Genomic DNA, 17,672 nt, shown 5'->3' on the forward strand with positions numbered 1-17,672 from the left:
AGCGCTCAGGCTGTCGCGGGCTGCTCTTCCAACGGGACCTCGGCGCACTCGATCTCGAACCTCGCGCCGCCCTCGTCGCTTTCCGAGACCGTGATCTGCCACCCGTGCGCCCTGACGATGTCCCTGACGATCGCGAGCCCGAACCCGGTCCCCTCGCGGTTGGTCGTGTACCCCTGTTCGAGCACTTGGCCGCGCTTGTCCTCGGGGATCCCCGTGCCGGTGTCCTCGACGTAGAACCCGAACGTCTCGGACAGCGGCCCGACCCGAACGGTCAGACCCGTCGTCTCGTTGTGTTCGACGCTGTTTCGATACAGGTTCTCGAAAACGTTGAGCAGCCGGTCTTTGTCTGCGTCGAGGGTGAGCGACGTGTCGCCGACGAGGTCGGCCTCGGCGGTGTCGACGTTCTGCCATGCCGTGCGAGAGATGTCCTCGAGCCGCACCTCGGTGGTCTCGGTGATCACCTCGCCCGACCGAGCCAGCGTGAGGGCGTCGCTGATGATCGCCTCCATCCGTTCGAGCTGCCGCTGAACCGTCTCGATGGAGTCTTCCTGCTCGCTTCCGGCGTCCGATGCGAGCATGTCGACATGACCGGTCGCGACGTTCAGCGGGTTTCGGAGGTCGTGCGAGACGATGCTGGCGAACTGATCGAGCCGCTCGTTCTGCCGCTCAAGCTTTCGCCTCTGCCGCTCTTTTTCGGTGACGTCGCGGGAGTTCAGCACGATGCCCTCCACGAATTGGTCTTTGAGCAGGTTCCGCGCCCGTACTTCGAGGACCCGCCACTCTCCGTCGGCGTGCCGGAACCGAACCCTGTAGGAGCTGGTGTAGCCGTACTCGGTGGCGTGGGCGGAGAGTTCGGCGCGGAGCTCGTCTTGGTCGTTGGGATGGACGTTCTCGATGACGTTCGCACCGATCAACGCCGTCGGGCCGTAGCCGAGAATCTCTTCAACCGACTGGCTGACGTGCGTGATGTCTCCGCTCTTGTCGATCACCGCGATGATGTCCGAAGACTGTTGGATGAGTCGTTCGAACCGCTTTTCGGTGATGTGTCGCGCTGTGACGTCGCGGTAGATCAACAGCGACCCGATCGTCGCTCCGCTCCGGTCGGTCAGCGTCGTTCGGTTGATGTCGAAGAATCGAAGCGACCCGTCGCGCTCGACGGTCACGTCCGAGTCGGCGTCGTCGGTGCTCTCGTGGAACGAGTCGTACAGCGGAACCACCTCGGCCGCCGGTCGGCCGACTGGCTCACCCACTCCCTCGCCGAGAAGTTCCATACCGGCCACGTTCACGTCGACGACGCGATCGTCGACGTCGACGACGTACACCGGGTCGACCATCTCGTCGACGAGGGTATGCCTCGCGACGGGAGCCAGGTCGAGGAAGCCGAATCCGAAGAGCGCGACGGCGAACACGACGCCGGTAACCGTGTTGGCGAACGCCGTCGGGTCGAAGGCCGACGACAGGTTACCGCTGTACAAGAGGAGGAAACTGCCGATAACCGGAATGATTCCGCCGGAGAGCATCAGCAGGACCTGCGTGCGGTATTGCCCGCCGCGCCTGATCCCGAAAACGAGCAGCAACGAGTACGTGGTGAGTATCAGGGTGTAGGTGTACGCCAGCGTCAACCAAAACAGCGGCCCGTTTGCCCGGTCGACGGCGGCCAGCGGAGCGGCGCTGCTGAACCCGCGAACGGTCCAGAGCAGGTCGTGTGCCGGTGCGGTCGCGACGAGTGCGAAGACGGCGGCCGGCCACGCGAGCAGGAGTGCCCAGCGGCGGCGAGTGAGGAGTGACTCCCGGCCGGTGTATATCAGTCCGAATCGGAGTTGGGTCGGCCCGAGTCCGAGGATCCCGGCGAATTTGACGACCGTCCCGACCTGATACAGCGAGAGCGTCGTGCTCCCGGCGCGGATTCCGGTGCCCAGCGAGTAGAGAGACACGCAGATCATCACCAGCGAGAACGCGACCGCGCCGCGCACCTCTCTGCGTCGGACCGCGACGGCGGCGATACCGAGGTTCAGCCCAGAGATGCCGAACAGGGCCCAAGAGACGATACCGGGTGATAACCACATACGAGGACGAATCCACACTCGACAGATAAACCTATGGACATATTTTCAGGCGTGGTAATAGGACTCGATCTGATGTGCGTTCGACTACCTCCGCAGGTCGAAATAATCGCCACACACAGCCAAGAACGGTGTTTCACCGCACACTCTCGCGGCTGTCGAAATCCGATTCGACGTTCTTGCCTCGTGAGAATCACCAAGATTCCCGGTGAAAGTACCGCCTATGCGCCTGTCGACGACGAGCGGGAGAGCGGGCCGAGGCAGCGCGTGCGAGCGACGAACGCGCACGTTATCGATCCGCCGCGGGCTAAGCGGGCCGTGGCCGACGGCGACGCCTCACACTCGTCGGTAGTCCCCGAGCCGCGTTCCGTCGAGCAGGTACGCGTCCCCGGACGGGAGCGCCGCCGGGAGGAACGGCGCGAGGAACGACTGCCCCTCGACGTTTACCCACGTCCCGCCGGAGCGTTCGTTGAACGCGGGGAAGACGACGAGTTCGGACGGATCTGGACCGTCCCCCTCGTTTCCGCCGTCCTCCACGAACGCCGCGGGATCGAGTACCCCACGGAGCCACGCGCGCTCGACGCGCGAGCCGCCGACCGCGTCCTCAAGTCGTACTTGGGGGTGCTCGTGGCCCATACACACCACGTCGGCGTCGAGGAGTGCGGGATCCGGCCACGTGTGGCCGTGGCAGACGGCGACGGAATCCCCGAGCACGCCGCCGCCCGCTCCGATCACGTCGAGGTCGTCCGCGAACGTCTCCGCGACGCCCGCGTCGTGGTTCCCCTCGACGAGCGTCATCGGGACGCGGTCGGTGACGGCGCGGATCAGCGTTTCCAGCTCCTCGCGCTCGTCGCCGTCGGGGGCGCCGATCCGGTGCGCGAGGTCGCCGAGGACGACGAGCCGGTCGGCGTCGGTCTCGGCAATCAGCCGGCAGAGGCGTTCGCGCCGCGCGTCGGCCCGGGAGTCCAGTTCGACGCCGCGCTCGTAGCGCAGGCCGACCTCGATGCCGGCGTGGACGTCCGCGACGAGCAGCGCGTGCTCGGCGCCGAGGTCCGCCACGGCCGCCGGCTCGCCGACGACCGGCTCGACGGTGACCGGCTCGCCCCGCGCCATCAGATCGGCTTGAGCAGCCCGTCGCCGGGCTCGTAACACTGCCCGCTCATCAGCGCGTCCTGGATGGCGTCCTCGACCGCGCCCGGCTCGACGCCGTGCTCGTCCGCGACGCGCTCGACGACCGCCTCGCGGGGCGCGCCGTCGCCGTCGTCGAGGTCGTCCATCGCCGCGACCGCCGCGGCCTCGAGGTCGACGTCCTCGGCGTCGGTGTCGGTATCGGTCTCCCCATCGTCGGCGGTCATGGAGTCCGCCTCGTCGCTTTCAGCACCGGGCGCGGCCGCCTCCTCCGCGGCCGCGGCGGGGTCCTCGGCCTCCTCGGCCAGCTCCTCCGGGTCGGGCACGTCGATGTCGGCCTCGCCGGGCTCGTCGACCTCGGTCCCGGTCGCGAAGTCGGTGCCGAACTCGGACTCGATCTCCTCGCGCTCCTCCTCGTCGAGCTGGTACATGTCGTCGGCGTCCGCGTCCGGATCGAGGTCCGCGGTCGCGTCCGCGTCGCCGTCGGCGTCGAACTCCGCGGATGCGTCTTCCCCGTCGCCGGCGTCGAAGTCACCGAGTCCGCCCTCGTCGGTCGCGGCGTCGCCCTCGTCGGTCGCGGCGTCGCCCTCGTCGGTCGCGGCGTTGCCCTCGTCGGTCGTCCCGGTGGAGTCGCTCGCATCGTCACCGAGCGGGTCTGAGTCGGCGGTCGGAGTCGACTCCGACTCGGTCGAGTCGTCGAGCGACGAGTCGGTATCGGTTGTCGACGGGTCGGAGCCCGTGGTCGAGTCGGAGCCCGTGGTCGGTTCCGACTCCGTGGTCGATTCCGACTCCGCGGTCGGTTCGGCATCGGTCTCCTCGGGGGACGCTTCCGGCTCGGAGCCGGCGTCCTCGCCCGCGACCTCCTTGCTTTCGGCCGTCGCGGACGGCTCGGCGATCGTCACGTCGGTTTCGGGGAGCGGCCCGATCGCGGTCGCGTCCCCCTCGTCGGGGGCGATCTCGAGGGCGCGGACCTCGTCGCGGTCGCCCGCGATCATCTCGAGGGCGTCGACCGCGAGCCGGCGGACCGCCTCGGCGTACGCCGCGGTCGTCCCGTAGTGGTCGAGCGCCTTCGGGATCCCGGCGGCCAGCGGGGCCGGGGCGCCCCCGGCCTCCAGCGCCGCGCGGAGGTCGTCGCCGCGCAGGTCGGCGTCGAGCGCCTTCGCGAACACCGCGAGCCGGTCGAGCGTCGCCTCCGCGGCGGAGACGACCCACCGGTCGCGGGTGTCGGCGTCGACCTCGTTGAGGCTCTCCGGGCGGACGGAGGTGAACACGCGGTCGGAGTCCTCGGGCTCGAAGGTGCGCGCCTTCCCGGTGAGCGCGACGAACGCCGGCGGCTCGGCGCGTTCGAGGAAGGTCTGCGCCTCCGGCTGGTACTGCCCGGCGTAGGTGACGAAGGCGCCCGAGGGATCGACGACGCGACCGCGGCGCGTCTCGTCGTTGACGCGCTCGACCTCGGTGAGCACGCCGGCGGTGAACAGGCGGTTCACGCGAGCGCCGGTCGGCGTGACGACGTAGTTCGGGGCGCGCTCCTCGTCGCTCTCGGAGTAGGAGAGGGACGCGTCGTCGAACTCGGCGGCGAACACCCGGTAGGCGACCTCCCGGGCGCCCGGCCCGTCGTCGCTCATTCGCCCACCTCCGCGAGCGCGGCGCGGGCGTGGTCGGCCGGGTCGTCGTCCGCGAGCTCGAACTCGACGGCGTCGAGGGTCGCGCCGTAGTCGTCGACCGAGAGGTTCCCGCGGACGCGGTAGGCGCGCCCGACGAGCGTGTCGGCGATGTCGTCGGCGACGACCTGCTTGTCCATCGCGTCCTTCGCGGCGGCGAGGGCGTCGTCGAGGCCGCCGCCGTACACCTCGGCGGTGAGCTCGTCGTCGAGGACGACCGTCACCGTGTCGGTACCGTCGTCGAGGATGGCCTTCACGCGCAGGTCGTCCTCGCCGTCCACGTCGCCGTGGCTCCGGCACTGGCCGTTCTGGACGACGCGGCCGCACTCCGGACAGCGCTCGATGAGCCCGGAGCCGTCCCGGACCTCCAGCACGTTCCCGACGACCTCGACGTCGAACATCCCGCCGGAGCCGACCGCGTCGGCGACCGAGAGGCGGGGGGCGTCCTCCGCGACCTCGACGGGGTCGGGGAGCGGCGTCACCGTCGAGAACTCGGTGAGGTTGATCGAGGGGACGCCGCGGAACTCCCGGACGTACACGTCCTCGATCCGGAGGTCTGCGCCGGCCTCGATCTCTGAGCGGGGCTGCCAGTCGGTGAAGGGGAGCTTCGCCGTCTCGTCGCCGACGACCCCTTCGAGGATCTCCGTCTCGCCGTCGCGCCCCGAGATGGTCTTCTCGTCGACCTCCAGCACGCGGACCTCCACGTTGCGGCCGCGGTCGCCGGCCGCGATGTCGACGAGGCTCCGGTCGCCGCCGACCTCGCGGTCGACCTCGACCTCCTCGTCGGCGATGGCGACCGTCGTCGAGTCGTTGAGGTTGAGCTCCGGCGCCCCCTCCCACTCGCGGACGCCGGCGTTGCCGATCGTCAGCGAGTCGCCCGGCTCGAAGCCGAAGTCCTGCCAGGCGGTGTAGGAGATGACGCCCGTCTCGTCGGCGATCTCTCCCTCGCGGATCGTCAGGTCGTCGCCCTGGTAGCGGATCGTGCGCGTCCCCTGCGTCAGCACGCGGACGGTGACCGTCACGCCGTCGTGGTCGGTCGTGATCTCGCCGACGTCGACCGCGTCGGGCGTGGGGGACGACCCGCCGCCACCGCCGCCGTGCTTCCGGCGGACGCTCTGTTTGGCCTCGTCGATCGGGACGCTGTACTCCAGTAGGTTCTCCAGGTCGGCTTTGACCTCCTCTTTGTCGACGCCGAGGTCGGAGGCGAGCTCCTCGGCATGGCTGTTGACGTCCATCGAAGCGAGGTTCGGCGCCGCCGCACAAAAGGATTCACCACCGACGGGGGGCCAGCGGCGAGATTCCCGTCGGCCCGCGGCGCAACTCCCGCCGCGCCGCCGGCACAGCTAAACCGCTCCCGGTCGCAGGGGCCCACATGGACGACACCGACATCGATGTCGACGCGCGGATCGCCGAGGACCGCACGGTCATCGACGTGACGGGCACGCGGGACGTCGCCGTCGTCGTGCGGTCGGAAGGCGGCGAGCGGATCTACCTCCCGCCCGAGGGGTTCGACGACCCGGTCTCCGGGTCGCCGTACACCTCGCCGTACCAGGGCGCCGGCGCGGGCGGCGAGGAGAGTCCGTACGGCGGCGCGACCGGCAGCACGCGCGGCGTGATGGAGACCGCGGACGGCTTCCGGGTCACGCACCCGGAGCCGGTGACGGAGTTCGACGTGTTCCGGGGCGCCGGGGACTGAACGGGGGAGAGGGAACGGCTGCGGGAGCTACGCGACGTCTTCGTACACGGCGAGCGTGTCCTCGGCGACGTCGCCCCACTCGCGGCGCTCGTACTGCGGCGGCTCCTCGCGGTCGAGCGCCTCGATGAGGCCGTCGACGATCGACTCGGAGTCCGTCTCGACCTCGACGAGGCAGCCGTCGGGGAGCACCTCGGCGACGCCGGACCGGGTCGCGACCACCTGCGTCCCCGCCTCGAGCGCCTCCGTGATCGTGATCCCGAACGGCTCCGCGTAGGAGGGCGAGACGAACGCGTCGGAGGCGGCGTAGTAGTCGCCCAGCTCGGCCTCGGGGACGTAGCCGGCGAACTCGACGCGGTCGTCGATGCCGAGCAGCTCCGCGAACCGCTTCAGCTGGTCGGTCTGGTGGCCCGACCCGCCGACGACGAGCGTCACGTCGCGGCCGCGCAGCTTCTTGGTCGCGTACAGGAGGTGGGAGATCCCCTTCTGGTCGGTGTGGCGGCCGACGAAGAACAGCATCTCGCCGTCGATGTCCAGGTCCGCGCGCACGTCCTTCCCGGAGAACTTCGGCGTCGAGAAGCCGTTGTACACGACCCGCGAGTCGGCGTCGTACAGCTCCCGGATGTCCTCGCGGACGATCTCGCTGACCGCGATGTTCGTGTCGGCGGCATTCGCGAGCCGGCGCTCGGTCTCGACCTCGCGGCTCGGCGGGTCGATGTTGCGGTCGCTCGCCAGCGAGTGGAACGAGGAGACCCACGTGGCGTCGGACTCGCGGGCGGCGGCGCGGCCGGGGCCGTACCCGAACCAGTCGTGCGTGTGGATCACGTCGTGGTCGGGCGCGAGTTCGACGAAGCGGTCGGAGAGCTGCCCGACGCGCGCCGCGACGTCGCCCTCCCCGGTCTCGACGGGTTCGAGCCCCGGCTCGTCGTCGGGCGCGAACTCCGCGGGCAACACCAGCGTCACGTCGACGCCGAGGTCGTCGCGCAGCCCGGTGAACAGTTCCCCTACGTGGACGTCGAGCCCGCCGGTGATGTTCGGCGGGAACCCCCACCCCAGCATGAGTACGCTCGGCGGCATACACCCCCGTTTCGGGAGTCGGCACTTAGGTATGCCCCTCGTGGCGTCCGGCGGAGCGAGGCGGAAGGGGGTGGAGGGGGTCGGAGAGAGTCGGGCGGAGAAGAGAGTGGAGGGGGTCGGAGAGAGTCGGGCGGAGAAGAGAGTGGAGGGGGTCGGAGAGAGCCGGGCGGAGAAGGGAGTGGAGGGGATCGGAGAGAGTCGGGCGGAGAAGGGAGTCGGACCGCGGTCGGACCGCGCCCGCGGTCAGGCCGCGCGGACCGCGTCGCGCAGCGCGTCGGTGCGCTCGGTGATGGAGCCGGCGGCGTCCGCGAGCACGTCGAGCGGGTCGCCCTCCTCGGCCTTGACGGTGAGGACGGGCTCGGTCTGGCCCCCGGACTGCTCGGGGTTCATGTCGTAGGTCGCGGCCGCGACGTCGTCCGACTCCAGCAGGGCGCCCTTCAGCACGTTCATGAACGTGTGGTCCTCGCCCGCGATCTCGATGTGGAGTTCCGTGTCGGTCTTCTCGATGACCCGCAGTTCCATACCCGAGAGGTCGGGCGAGCGGCGTTTCAAGCTTTCGTCTCCCGAATATCGACGGATGCGGACGGATCGCACGCGACCCGAAAGCGTATGTCGCCCGCTCCGGTGGCGGCCGTATGGAGATCCGACGGTTACCGACCGACGAGGACGCCCTCCGCCGCTACGCCGCCGAGCTGTGGCTTCCCTACCACCGCGACCTCGCGGCCGCTGTTGAGAGCCACGCGCCCGCCGACCGGCCCGACGAGGAGCTGATCGCCGCGGAGGCGGCGTTCCGGATCGACCTGCTCCGCGAGAACGCGGACCGCCGCCTGTGGGTCGTCGCGGTCGACCCGGAGGTCGGTCCGGGCGGCGTCGATTCCGAGACCGCCGATCCCGAGCGCCTCGACCCCGAGGAGCCCGCGCCCGCCGGCGCTCCCGACCCGGACCGCGACCTCGTCGCGTTCGTCTCGACGAGCGTCGACGAGTGTCCGGAGGTGTTCGATCGTCCGGACCGGCTCGTCGTCGGGGACATCTACGTGGACGAGTCGTACCGCGGGAGTGGGTTGGCGGACCGGTTGATCGAGCGCGCGGCGGCCGACGCGCGCGAGCAGGACTGCGGCGAACTCCGCCTCGACGTGGACGTCGACAACGAGCGCGCGGCGGCGTTCTACGAGAAACGGGGGTTCGAGCCGTACCGGGAGCAGCTGACGCGAGAGGTGGAGTGAGTGGACGGTTTATAAGTCGTTGTTCGCGGCTCGGCGTCGAACGCCTCCAACGTCTCAGCCGCTCGCCTATAAATGGATGCTGGCAGATCGACGACGAACACCGCCAAAGCCCCAGTCGCGAGGCGGGCCCACGCTCGCTGCGGTCCTCAGTCACTCGCTCCGCTCGTTCCTTGCGGTCCTTGCGTCGCCTGGGCCCGCCTCGCGACTGCCCCTTCGAGTCCCGCCCCGAACCGCACAGCACCGCAGCCTCACGCCTCCCCAGCCTCGTCGNCTCCCTCGCACGCGCTCCTCGCGCCTTTAAAAGGCGCTCGGAGGCGCGCGCCACCGCACAGCGGTCAGGAGTTGTACTTATAAATAGAGCCACCGACGGCGCCCCCGTTCACGACGACCTGCCCGCGCGCCGGCGCGGCCGCTACGCGGTCGATAAAACGCAAAACGGGCGCGTCGCTCGGACGAGTCGTTACTCGTCGGCGTCGACCGCGACTTCGTCGGCGTCGACGTCGACGGACGCCTCCTCCTCGGCGGCGACCTCGCGCGGCCTCGCTTCGAGGGTCAGCTTCTGGACCTCGACGCGGCGGAGCGGGTAGATCTCCTTCGCGTCGCCGTAGATGGCCGACGAGAGGTTCCCGTCGACGATCGCGTCGACGAACGCCTCGAAGGTCCGCTCCTCGGCGGCGGCGTGGACCTTGTCGATCATCACGCGGCGGATCGCCTTCTCCTGCGAGCGGTCCGCCTTCTTCGTCGTCAGCGCGACGGGCTGGACGCGGATCCGGTAGTCGTCCGTCGTCAGGACCGTGATCGACGCCTCGACCTTCGAGGCGCCGCGGCGGACGAGCGAGCGCAGGTAGTCCCGCGTCAGCTCGTACTTGATGAACTCGGTGTACGCCGAGTCGCTGCCGACGTCGGTGATCTTGAAGGTTAGCTTCGTGTTGTTCGCGTTGGAGTCGCCCGTCAGCTCGTCGAGCGTCGTCGTGATCGTACGGCCGACGACCTGCTGGGGCTCCTCGGCGAGGGTCTCGCCGAGCTCCTGTCGGTCGAACTGTTCGGGCGCCAGCACGGTGTACCAGCGCTTCTGTTCTCTGCTCTTGGATACGGATCGTTCGCTCATGTGTCGGGTTGTGTGTCGGTGTCGGTCGTCTGCGGTTCGTCTGTGGAGTCGAGGGTGTCGGTGGAGTCAGCGTCTGCGGCGAGATGCGACCGAGCGCGGTCGATCACGCGGTCGGCGACGCGCAGGTTCACGAGGTGGTCGTCCAGCGTCGACTGGAGTCCCCCCGTCGTCGGTCGCGCGACGGTACAGGCGACGACGTCGCCGTCGACGCGCGTGCGCATCGAGTCGGTCTCGTCCGGCCCGAGCGCGGCCGCGACTGTCGCGGCGTCGGCGTGCGTCGTCCGGACCGTCGCGGTCCGTTTCGCGTCGCCGGCGGTCGGCGCGGCGTCGTCGACCATCTCAGATCGCCTCCCTGAGCGCGGCCAGCGCCGCGGTGATGTCGCCGTCGTCGACCGAAACGTGACCTCGCATCGGCGTCCCCCAGCCGTCGCCGCCGACCTCGCCGGCGGCGGTCCGGCAGGCGTCGCCGAGTCCGACCGGGCCGGCGGCCGCGTCGCCCGCTGCGCGGCCACCGCCGGTCGCGGCGGCCACCAGCCGGCCCGCGCTCTCGTCGAGCGCGACCGCGACCGGCTCCGGCGACCGGAAGTCCCGGACGAGCCGGGCGACCGTCGGCAGGACCGCCTCCGAGGCGTCGACGCGGGCGACGACGCAGCCGTCGTACCGGCCGACGGTCGCGGCGTCGAGCGCGCGGTGAGCCGCCAGGCCGTGGCGGCGCCACGCGTCGAGCGCGGCCGTCCGGAGCGACGCGTCGGGGTCGCTCGCGAGCGCGAGCGCGACGCCCGTCCCGGGCGCCTCCCGGGCGAGCGCGTCGAGCACGTCGGCGTAGCCGCCGACCGTCTCGAACGGGCCGTCCGTCGCGTACGGGCGGAGCGCGCGCTCGACCGCCGAGGCCGCGCGCTCGCTCGCGTCGTCGCCGTCGACCGCGTCGACCGCGACCAGCGACGCGAGGCGTCGGTGATCGTCCGAGTCGGGGTCCGCCGGCAGTCCCAGCGGGGCGAGCGCGTCGCGCGCCGCCTCGGGGTCGCCGGAGTACCGCGTCGACGCGAGCGTCGAGGCCGCGAGGGCCTCGGCCCGCGAGGGCGCGGCCTCGGCGTCGTCGCCGCCCGAAACGGGAAGCGCGACGCCGGGGCGCCGCTCGACGCTGTCGGCCCGCTCCGCGGCGTCGAGCGCGTCCCCGGAGCCGTCGGCGCCCGGGATCGACCCGGCCGCGACGACGCCGGCGAGCGCGACCACGGGGTCGGGCTCGGCGCCGAGCGCGCGGGCGACCGCGAAGGCCGCCGTGCTGGCCGGCCGTCCCGTCCCGGGAATCGCGTGCGGGCCGCGGTCGACGCCGACGGCCACCGCGACGCCGTCGTCGACGTCGGCGGGGACCGGATCGGGGTCGACGCGCGCCTGGAACGGCGTGCCCGTCGCTCGGAGCGCTCGCGCGAGCAGCCCCGCGGCTGCCAGCGCGTCGCCGTCGTCGGTCGCGACGAGCCGGACGAACGGCGCGTCTGCGAGGACGCCGGCGAGCGCGTCGGGGGCGGGCGTGGCGGACGTCGCTTCGGTCATTGGTGGGGTCTCGTGGACCGCTGTCGCCGCGTCGGACGCTTACTCCTCGAGGTACTCGACGGCGTTCTCGTAGGTGTACGTGAACTCCTCGTCGATCTCGTCGCCGCGGTAGTAGTTCGCGAGGCGGCGGATCTTCGACTCCGTGTTCTGGAGCGCGCGCTTGTTCTGGTGGTCCTGCCCGTTCTCCTCCATGTGCTCGCGCAGGCGGATCGCCTGCGACATGAGGTTGCGGAGGTCTTCCGGGATGTCGGCGTCGGCGTCGTGTTCCTCGAGGATCTCGGTGATCTTCTTGTCGGTCGCCAGCTTCACGTCGGGGACCGGGACGCCCTTGACGCCCTCGTCGCGCAGCTTGAGGCCGATGACGCTGGGGTCGTGGCCCTGCTCCGCCAGTTCGACGACGCGGGACTCGATGTCCTCGGCGTCGACGTCGCTCCACTCCGGGGTCTCGTCCGTCGCCGGCTTGTCCGAACCGGACGAACCGCGACGGCGCGTGTGCATTCGTGCCATTGTCTGTCTGGTTGGAACGGCACAACCGCAACGTGACCGCGACTCCGCGCGGCGCGGCTACGAATCCCTCGCGGAGCGAGCGATCCGACCGGACGGGCCGCGCGAGCGGCCCGCCCGACCGCGACGCCGGAGGCGTCGGCGCACTGCTACATTCCCAAGCCGCGGGCGAAAGGGCCCCGGCGAGTCGGATCTGCAGCTGTGCTGTTCCCGTATTCGGAGTCGCCGTCCGGGTTCTTAAGCGTGTTCTTGTGGGTCGGAGCGGCGGAGGCGTCCTCGCTTCCGCCTCCGCTTCGTGCCGCTTGAGTGCGGATGTCGCTCCGCGCAAGCTCTCCGCGGAGGGGAGGTTTTACGTGGGTCGTCGGTATCGGGAGGGTTGTGAACGATCGATGACCGACACGACAGACGCGGCTCCGCCGGCGACCGACGGCGGGGACCCGCCCGACGGGAGCGAGTTCGGCGTCGGCGAGCAGAACAGCGACGGCCCGCGGATCGAGTTCCGCGGGGGGAAGTGGGCGAGCACGGTCCCGCTCGTCTTCTTCATCGCGTGGGCGATCTTCCAGAGCGGCGTCCTCGGCATCGGCGACACCAACGGGCTCGTTGTCGGCGCGCTGATCGGGACGACGCTCGGGATGTTCCTCGTGCGCGGCGACTGGAAGGCGTACGCCGACACCATCTTCGAGGGGATGACCCAGCGCGTGGCCGCGACCGCCATCGTCGCGTGGCTGTGGGCCGGGATGTTCGCCGAGACGCTCCAAGTCGGCGGCTTCGTCGAGGGGCTCATCTTCGCGGCCGACGCCCTGAACGTCGGCGCGGCGACGTTCCCCGCGGCCGCGTTCGTCCTCTGCGGCCTCCTCGCGACCGGCATCGGCACGGGCTACGGCGCGACCGTCGCGTTCGTCACCCTGTTCTTCCCGGCCGGCGTCCTCATCGGCGCGAACCCGGTGCTGCTGTTCGCCGCCATCCTGTCCGGCGCCGTGTTCGGCGACAACCTCGCGCCCGTCAGCGACACGACGATCGTGAGCGCGGTGACGCAGGACGCCGACATCGGCGGCGTCGTCGCCTCGCGGTTCAAGTACGCCATCGCGGCGGCGGTCCCGGCGCTCGCCGCGTACCTGATCGCCGGCTCCGTCATGTCCGGCGTGGAACTGGAGGGCGCCGTCGCGCTCCGCGAGTCCGCGAACGCGCTCGGCCTGGTCCACCTGCTCTCGATGGGGATCGTCATCCTCACCGCGGTCGCGGGCCGCCACATCGTCGAGGCGATCTCGTGGGGGCTGCTCGTGGCGGTCGTCTTCAACCTCCTCTTCGGGCTCTCGAGCGCGAGCGACATCGTCGTCTTCACCGTCACCGAGGCCGGGTCGCTCTCCGGGCTGCCGGTCGTCGAGGTCGGCGAGACCGCCGGCGTCGGCGGGAGCCTCTACTCCGGCGCGGTCGGCTTCTTCCCGCTGATCGTCCTCACGCTCCTGATCGTCGCGATGGCGCAGATCATGATCCGCGGCGGCGGCTTCGAGGCGATCCAGACGTTCCTCCTCGACCGCGTCGCGACGACGGTCCGCCGGGCGGAGCTGACGATGGTGCTCGGCACCGCGACAATCAACGGGATGATCACGATCAACACCGCGGCGGAGATCGCGATCGCCCCGTACGTCGCCCGCATCGGCGAGAAGTTCAACATCAACGGCTACCGTCGCGCGAACATTCTCGACGCCAACACCTCCGCGCTCGGCTACATCTTCCCGTGGGCGGGCGGCGTGCTCGTGGGGTACCAGGTGATGGTCGGCCCCGACGGGCTCGGCGCCGAGTACGGCCCCGAGATGGTCGTCAACCCGATCGAGGTCGTCCCGTACGTGTTCCACGGCTGGTTCCTCGTGGCGATATTCATCCTCGCCGCGGTCACCGGCTTCGGGCGGGAGTACATTCCCGACCGCGTCTCCGAGGAGGTGTCGCGCGCATGAGCGTTTTCGACAAGTTCCTCGCCGGCTGGTCGTTCCGGGGGTCGAGACCGGACTACGCGGCCGGCGACGTCCTCGAAGTGATGGTGACCGGCGAGGGGGACGGCGGCCACGTCGCCCGGATCGGCGACTCGACGCTGCGGATCGAGGGCGCGCCGGAAGACGCGATCAACACTCGGATCATCGTCGACGTGGAGTCGTGGGACGACTCGGCGCACACCGGCCGAGCGACCTACCGGAAGACGGTGGGCGAGAGCGCGTTCTGATCGGTACCCGAGGCGTCTTTTTTCGAGTTCGTCGATTCAGCCGCTCATTTATAAACAACCGCCGGTAGATCGGCGGCGAACACCGCCAAAGCCCCAGCCGTGAGGCGGGCGCACGCTCGTTGCGGTCCTCGGTCGGTCGCTCGTTTCACTCGCTCCCTCCCTGTGGTCCTTACGTCCCCTGCGCCCGCCTCACGGCTGCCCCTTTGAGTCCCACCCCGCCCCGCACAGCACCTCGCGCCTCCCCAGCCTCGCCGCTCGCGCTTAAAAGCGCTCGCGGCGTCCCTCGCGCGTGCTCCTCGCGGNGCGGCCGCCGATGGCGGCCGCTCGCAGGCACGCGCCACCGCAGTTATTGTTAAGCCCACGTCGCCACAGCGATGTTCAGCCGCCGGGAATCTCTTGGGACCCGCGCGGACCGGGGCGCTTTTTATGACCACGCTCGAAGCGGTGCGTGTGCTATCGGTCGAGCTACACGCGCACTCCGCGCTGTCGTACGACGGGCGCGACCCGGTCGAGCTCCTCTTGGAGCAGGCGGCCGCGGTCGGGCTCGACGCGCTCGCCGTCACCGACCACGACGAGATCGACGCCAGCATCGAGGCGGCCGAGAAGGCCCCCGACTACGGCCTCGTCGGCATCGTCGGCATGGAGGTGACCTCCGCGGTCGGCCACGTCCTCGCGTTCGGCATCGAGGAGCGTATCGAGAGCGGCCTCCCCTTCGACGAGACGCTCGACCGCATCCGCGATCAGGGCGGGATCGCGGTCGTCCCCCACCCCTTCCAGAAGTCCCGCCACGGCGTCGCCGCGCACATCAGCGACGAGCAGCTGGCGAGCGCCGACGCCCTCGAAGTGTACAACTCCCGGCTGTTCACCGGGCGCTCGAACCGCCAGGCCGAGAAGTTCGCCGTCCGCAACGGCCTCCCGATGACCGCCGGCAGCGACGCCCACATCTCCGAGATGGTCGGACAGGCGGTGACCGAGGTGGGCGCCGACGAGCGCTCCGCGGCCGCGATCCTCTCGGGCATCGCCGACGGCCGGACGAGCGTCGTCGGCAAGCGCACCCCGTGGCGGATCTCGCTCAAGCAGTTCGGCGGGGGGGCCAAGCGCCGCGCGCTCCGCACGCTCGACGCCCTCCGGTGAGCCCGATGGCGCCCGACGCCTCCTCCGAGGACCAGTCCTCCGACCTGCGCGGCGCCTCCCCGGACCGAGTCCGCGCCGCGCTCCGCGACGCCGACCCCCTCCCCGGCGGCCGCGGCTTCGCCGGCCTGCTGGCCGACCTGCCGAAGTGGAACTCGCCGGACCGCGACGCTCCGAACCGCGAGGGGGCGGCCCTCGTCCGCGGCGTCCTCGGCCGGCAGCCGCTGTTCGCCGAGGCCACCGCGCTCGACCCCGACACCGAGCGTCGGCCGACGGCCCCCGACGCGTGGGCCTTCGACCGGACCGACCTCAAGGATCCCGAACCGGTCCCGGCCGGAAGCGTCGTCTCGGCGACGGGGACCGAACGCGTCTGGCGCCTCCCCGATCCCGGTCCGGAACCGGACCGCGAGGCGGCGCTGTCGGCGGTCGACGACGCGGTGAGCGCAGCGCTCGACGACCTCGCGTCCTCACTCTCTCCGGCGAGTGCCGAGGGAACCGCTGACGGCGACCTCGCGGTCGCCTTCTCGGGCGGGGTCGACTCCGGGCTCGTCGCGGCCGCCGTCCCCGAGGCCCCCTGTTACGTCGCCGGCTTCGAGGGGAGTCACGACGTCGCCGCCGCGCGCGAGGCAGCGAGCGCGATGGAGCGCGACCTGCGGGTCGTCGAGATCACGCACGAGGACCTCAGGCGTGCCGTCCGCGCCGTCGCGGCCGCGACCGGTCGCCGGAACCCGATGGACGTCGCCATCGCGGTGCCGCTGTTCCTGACGGCCGAGGCGGCCGCCGCGGACGGGTTCGACCGGCTCGCGGTCGGGCAGGGCGCCGACGAGCTGTTCGGCGGGTACAGCAAGGTGGTCGACCCGGCGGCGGACCCTCGCGTCGAGGCCGACACCGTCCGCGGGGCGCGGACGGAGACCGTCCGCACGCTACCCGGTCAACTGGAGCGGGACGTCCTCGCGCTCCGCGCCGCCGGCGTCGAGCCCGCGACGCCGCTGCTCGACGACCGAGTCGTCGCCGCCGCGCTGGCGCTCCCCGACGACCTGCTCGTCGACGGCGACGAGCGGAAGGTCGCGCTCCGCCGGGTCGCGGCCGGGCGCGTGCCGGAATCGGTTCACGGCGCGGACAAGAAGGCGGTCCAGTACGGCACGTACGTCTCCCGCGAGCTCGACCGACTCGCGCGGCAGGCGGGCTACAAGCGGCGGATGGACGACCACGTCGGGAAGTACGTCGAGGCGCTGTGTAGCGAGGAAAAACCGGCCGGTGAGGGCCGGATCTGACCAAGTCGCCGCGCGGAGTACCAGTCCTGCGGCCGACGCCCGTTCGAGCGGGCGTCTACTGAAATATCGGCAGGAGAGGTATAAAATCCGGGCAGTAGCGACAAATATGACTCGATCGCGGCCGGGCAGAAAACGATCGTCCGCGGATGCGAGCGATTACTGCCGAATCTCCGCATCGGGAACCCGCTTTGCCGGAGAAATTTCACGTCTATCCGGGCGAAAACCGACGAGTTCGCGGGCTCGCGGGCGGTCGCTGCGTCAGCGGACCAGGTACGGCTCGTTGCCGGCGACGAACCGTCCGAGGTCGCTCTCGCGCCGGAAGTCGGTCGAGCGCAGCTCCCCGAGCGAGTCGACGAGCCGGTCGGCGTCGCCGTCGGTCCAGTCGGCGGGGTCCTTGATCGGAACGACGAGCCAGCCGGCGCCGAGCAGCTCCTCGCCGTGGAGCGCGTCCATGTCGATCTCGGTCTTCCGGGCCCGCGCGGTGTAGGTCTCGAGGACGTGTTCGGTCGCCCGCGCGCCCACCGGGAGCAGCACGTGGGCCGCGATGGCGCGGAGCTCGGCGTCGAAGAACCNATGTCGTCGTAGGCGCCCTCGTCCGGCGCCCCCTCGCTCTCGCACATGTGGAGATACGAGAGGAACGTCCGGTCGGTCCGGACGGGGTCGATCGCCGTCGGGTCGCCGTCGATCGCGACGCCGTCGGGCGCGACGCCGTCGGCGAGTCCCGCGATCAGTCCGGCCGCCGCGAGCGCCGACAGGAACGCGGGCGACCACGCCTCTCCGGTGAAGGGAACGCCCGACTCGGTCCCGCCGTGGACGCCGGGGTAGTCGCCGACGACGTGGAAGTCGGCGTTGGCGTCGCCGTAGCCGGGGACGAACGATGGGCAGTCGGGACGCATCCCGAAGGGGTTCCGGATCCGGTCCGTGACGTTCTTCACGCGACCGGGTAGGCGCTCACTCGGTTAAATCCCGTTCGGTCCGGCGCGGTGCGACCCACGCGCGGTCGGAGCCGGCGGGACAGTGCCGGGCGCGAAGCGCCGATGC

16 protein-coding genes and 1 pseudogene are annotated in these 17,672 nt (G+C 70.9%); 6 read left to right on the forward strand and 11 right to left on the reverse strand.

Annotation, left to right across the window (positions count from 1 at the left end):
• Positions 1–5: 5 nt before the first annotated feature.
• The 4 genes from C470_RS05380 to C470_RS05395 form a co-directional block, all read right to left on the reverse strand.
• On the reverse strand, positions 6–2,066 hold the full coding sequence (locus C470_RS05380) for a histidine kinase N-terminal 7TM domain-containing protein (RefSeq protein WP_008365785.1): 2,061 nt from the start codon (positions 2,064–2,066) through the stop codon (positions 6–8).
• Between the two features lie 333 nt (positions 2,067–2,399).
• Positions 2,400–3,176 carry a metallophosphoesterase gene (locus C470_RS05385; RefSeq protein ID WP_008365786.1) on the reverse strand — a complete coding sequence of 259 codons (777 nt, stop codon included), beginning with the start codon at positions 3,174–3,176 and terminating at the stop codon, positions 2,400–2,402.
• Positions 3,176–4,816: a hypothetical protein gene (locus C470_RS05390; protein WP_008365788.1), complete on the reverse strand. Its 1,641-nt coding sequence runs from the start codon at positions 4,814–4,816 to the stop codon at positions 3,176–3,178. Before C470_RS05390 ends, C470_RS05385 begins: the two co-directional genes overlap by 1 nt.
• Positions 4,813–6,087 carry a Single-stranded DNA binding protein gene (locus C470_RS05395; RefSeq protein WP_004596450.1) on the reverse strand — a complete coding sequence of 425 codons (1,275 nt, stop codon included), beginning with the start codon at positions 6,085–6,087 and terminating at the stop codon, positions 4,813–4,815. The genes C470_RS05390 and C470_RS05395 overlap by 4 nt, the downstream gene beginning before the upstream one ends.
• A 137-nt stretch (positions 6,088–6,224) precedes the next feature.
• Here C470_RS05395 and C470_RS05400 point away from each other — a divergent pair, with 137 nt between their 5' ends.
• A complete protein-coding gene (locus C470_RS05400; RefSeq protein WP_007346091.1) occupies positions 6,225–6,548 on the forward strand; it encodes a DUF7510 family protein in 324 nt (107 codons plus the stop codon).
• Between the two features lie 27 nt (positions 6,549–6,575).
• Here the strand turns inward: C470_RS05400 and C470_RS05405 are convergent, their stop codons facing one another.
• Both C470_RS05405 and C470_RS05410 read right to left on the reverse strand, forming a co-directional pair.
• Positions 6,576–7,604: a glycosyltransferase family 4 protein gene (locus C470_RS05405; protein WP_008365790.1), complete on the reverse strand. Its 1,029-nt coding sequence runs from the start codon at positions 7,602–7,604 to the stop codon at positions 6,576–6,578.
• Between the two features lie 261 nt (positions 7,605–7,865).
• Positions 7,866–8,144: a DNA-directed RNA polymerase subunit L gene (locus C470_RS05410; protein WP_004596453.1), complete on the reverse strand. Its 279-nt coding sequence runs from the start codon at positions 8,142–8,144 to the stop codon at positions 7,866–7,868.
• Between the two features lie 113 nt (positions 8,145–8,257).
• Between C470_RS05410 and C470_RS05415 the strand changes: the two genes are divergently transcribed.
• On the forward strand, positions 8,258–8,845 hold the full coding sequence (locus C470_RS05415; protein ID WP_008365792.1) for a GNAT family N-acetyltransferase: 588 nt from the start codon (positions 8,258–8,260) through the stop codon (positions 8,843–8,845).
• 460 nt (positions 8,846–9,305) lie between these two features.
• On the opposite strand, the gene C470_RS05420 is transcribed toward C470_RS05415, so the two are convergent.
• Genes C470_RS05420 through C470_RS05435 form a run of 4 tightly spaced genes read right to left on the reverse strand, consistent with a single transcriptional unit; the run spans position 9,306 to position 12,011 of the window.
• The gene (locus tag C470_RS05420) at positions 9,306–9,953 is read right to left on the reverse strand and encodes a 30S ribosomal protein S3ae (RefSeq protein WP_007346088.1); all 648 of its coding nucleotides are present in this window, start codon (positions 9,951–9,953) and stop codon (positions 9,306–9,308) included.
• Complete coding sequence (locus tag C470_RS05425; RefSeq protein ID WP_008365795.1) at positions 9,950–10,291, reverse strand: KEOPS complex subunit Pcc1; 342 nt, start codon at positions 10,289–10,291, stop codon at positions 9,950–9,952. Before C470_RS05425 ends, C470_RS05420 begins: the two co-directional genes overlap by 4 nt.
• A gap of 1 nt (position 10,292) precedes the next feature.
• Positions 10,293–11,504 (reverse strand): hypothetical protein, encoded by a 1,212-nt coding sequence (locus C470_RS05430; protein WP_008365797.1) that lies wholly within the window; start codon positions 11,502–11,504, stop codon positions 10,293–10,295.
• Positions 11,505–11,543: 39 nt separating this feature from the next.
• Positions 11,544–12,011: a 30S ribosomal protein S15 gene (locus tag C470_RS05435; RefSeq protein ID WP_004596458.1), complete on the reverse strand. Its 468-nt coding sequence runs from the start codon at positions 12,009–12,011 to the stop codon at positions 11,544–11,546.
• A gap of 386 nt (positions 12,012–12,397) precedes the next feature.
• Here C470_RS05435 and C470_RS05440 point away from each other — a divergent pair, with 386 nt between their 5' ends.
• The 4 genes from C470_RS05440 to C470_RS05455 all read left to right on the forward strand — a co-directional run bounded on the left by C470_RS05440 (position 12,398) and on the right by C470_RS05455 (position 16,631).
• Positions 12,398–13,963, forward strand: a complete 1,566-nt coding sequence (locus C470_RS05440) for a Na+/H+ antiporter NhaC family protein (protein WP_008365799.1) — start codon at positions 12,398–12,400, stop codon at positions 13,961–13,963.
• Positions 13,960–14,226, forward strand: coding sequence for a DUF7513 family protein (locus C470_RS05445; RefSeq protein ID WP_004596460.1), 267 nt, complete (start codon positions 13,960–13,962; stop codon positions 14,224–14,226). Before C470_RS05440 ends, C470_RS05445 begins: the two co-directional genes overlap by 4 nt.
• A gap of 450 nt (positions 14,227–14,676) precedes the next feature.
• On the forward strand, positions 14,677–15,360 hold the full coding sequence (locus C470_RS05450; protein ID WP_008365801.1) for a PHP domain-containing protein: 684 nt from the start codon (positions 14,677–14,679) through the stop codon (positions 15,358–15,360).
• A gap of 5 nt (positions 15,361–15,365) precedes the next feature.
• Complete coding sequence (locus C470_RS05455; RefSeq protein ID WP_008365803.1) at positions 15,366–16,631, forward strand: asparagine synthase C-terminal domain-containing protein; 1,266 nt, start codon at positions 15,366–15,368, stop codon at positions 16,629–16,631.
• Positions 16,632–16,889: 258 nt separating this feature from the next.
• Here the strand turns inward: C470_RS05455 and C470_RS05460 are convergent.
• A pseudogene (locus C470_RS05460) lies at positions 16,890–17,566 on the reverse strand (uracil-DNA glycosylase family protein).
• Positions 17,567–17,672 lie beyond the last annotated feature (106 nt).

This window comes from Halorubrum distributum JCM 13561 (genome assembly GCF_000337395.1).
Classification (GTDB): Archaea; Halobacteriota; Halobacteria; order Halobacteriales; family Haloferacaceae; genus Halorubrum; species Halorubrum distributum.